This is a genomic window from Allobosea sp. CER48, assembly GCF_044752385.1.
In the GTDB taxonomy this organism is placed as follows: domain Bacteria; phylum Pseudomonadota; class Alphaproteobacteria; order Rhizobiales; family Beijerinckiaceae; genus Allobosea.
Map to the genome: position 1 here is coordinate 1 of NZ_JBIWYK010000565.1, position 1765 is coordinate 1765.

At 67.4% G+C, this 1765-nt stretch carries 2 protein-coding genes; one reads left to right on the top strand and one right to left on the bottom strand.

Annotated elements, in window-relative coordinates:
• Nucleotides 1-119 precede the first annotated feature (119 nt).
• The gene (locus ACIPIA_RS15560; protein ID WP_400510862.1) at nucleotides 120-1367 is read left to right on the top strand and encodes an MFS transporter; all 1248 of its coding nucleotides are present in this window, start codon (nucleotides 120-122) and stop codon (nucleotides 1365-1367) included.
• Here the strand turns inward: ACIPIA_RS15560 and ACIPIA_RS15565 are convergent.
• Nucleotides 1340-1765 (bottom strand): VOC family protein (locus ACIPIA_RS15565; protein WP_400510863.1); only part of this gene is annotated, 426 nt, incomplete at its 5' end. The genes ACIPIA_RS15560 and ACIPIA_RS15565 overlap by 28 nt on opposite strands.

A 1765-nucleotide genomic window follows, 5' to 3' on the forward strand; every position in this document is an offset into this window, starting at 1 on the left:
CGGGCTCTCCTGCCGCGATCGCGCGGCCGCCCTGTCCCGGGCGCGCTTGTCCGGGGCATCGCAGTCGCTAAAGCTGCCCGGAGAAGAGCCATCTCCAGACAGGTGGCCGCCGAGGAAACATGTCCCACGCCACCGACCGCTACCAACCCGATTCCCCCTATGCCTGGCTACGGCTCGCGATCGCGCTTGTCGTCGGCACCGTGGCCTGCGTCGGCTCGTGGTCGGTGGTCGTCGTTCTGCCGGCGATGCAGGGCGAGTTCGAGACGCTGCGGGCCGGTGCCTCGCTGCCTTACACCTTCGCCATGCTCGGCTTCGGGGCCGGCAACATCATCATGGGCCGGGTCGCGGATCGCTACGGAATCATGGTGCCGATCATCGCCGGCGCCCTGCTGCTCGCGGCCGGCTATACCGCTGCGGGCCTGTCGCATTCTCTCTGGCAGTTCACGCTGGCGCATGGATTGCTGATCGGCCTGGGTACCGGCGCCGGCTTCTCGCCGCTGATCTCCGATCTGTCGCACTGGTTCCGCCGCCATCGCGGGCTCGCGGTCGTCTGCGGCGCCTCGGGCAGCTATCTCGCCGGCGTCGTCTGGCCGCAGGTCATCCAATGGGGACTGGTCAATCACGGCTGGCGCGCCACGCATTTCGGCATCGCCGTCGTGGCGCTGGTGGTGATGTTGCCTCTGGCACCGTTCTTTCGCCGCCAGCCCGCGGCGGCGACGCTTGCCGCGGACGAGGCCCATAGTGCCGGCGCGCGTGGCGATCTCGGCCTGAGCCCCAACCAACTGCAGCTCCTGCTCTGCGTCGCCGGCTTCGCCTGCTGTGTCGCGATGGCAATGCCGCAGGTCCATATCGTCGCCTATTGCGGCGACCTCGGCTACGGCGTGGCTCGTGGCGCCGAGATGCTTTCGCTGATGATGCTGCTCGGCATCATCAGCCGCGTCGGCTCCGGCTTCATCGCCGACCGGATCGGCGGCACGCTGACGCTGGCGCTGGGATCGCTGATGCAGGGCGTCGCGCTCTTCCTCTATCTCTGGTTCGACGGGCTGCAGTCCCTCTACATCGTCAGTGCCATCTTCGGCCTGTTCCAGGGCGGCATCGTGCCGATGTATGCCGTCGTCATCCGCGAGTACATGCCGGCCAAGCAGGCCGGCATGCGCATCGGCCTGGTGATGTCGATGACGGTGCTGGGCATGGCGGTCGGCGGCTATCTGTCAGGCGTGATCTTCGATTATTTCAACTCCTACCGGATGGCCTTCCTCAACGGCCTCGCCTGGAACCTCGTCAATCTGAGCGTGGTCTGCTGGCTGATGCTGCGGGCGAGGCGGGCCGCGCCGCCGGCTCAGCTCGCGGCCGAGCCGGGGCGGTAGGTCCCGAAGCACCAGACATGGCCTTCCGGGTCCATGCAGATGAAGTCCCGGCTGCCATAGGGCTGGTCCGTGGGCTCCATGCAGATCTCGGCACCGGCCTTGCGCGCGCGCTCGCAGCGCGCGTCGATGTCGTCGGTCGCGATATAGGGCGAGGCGGTGGTGCCGCCGAGCTCGGACGGCAGCGACACCAGCTTGCCGAACGCGTTGTTTTCGGACGAGCCGAGCATGACGAAGCTCGTGCCCATCCGCAGCTCGCCATGGAGCAGCGTCCTGCCGTCCTCCGAGTAATAGGCCGCGTGCTTCTCGAAGCCGAAGGCCTCGATCAGCCAGTCATACATGCGCGGGGCATCCGCATAGCGCAACGCAATGCAGATCATGGGTTCCGGTCCGGGCATGGG

What these genes read in the sequence shown, in the direction of transcription:
- ACIPIA_RS15560 (WP_400510862.1), top strand. Translation starts at nt 120, where the DNA reads ATGTCCCACGCCACCGACCGCTACCAACCCGATTCCCCCTATGCCTGG.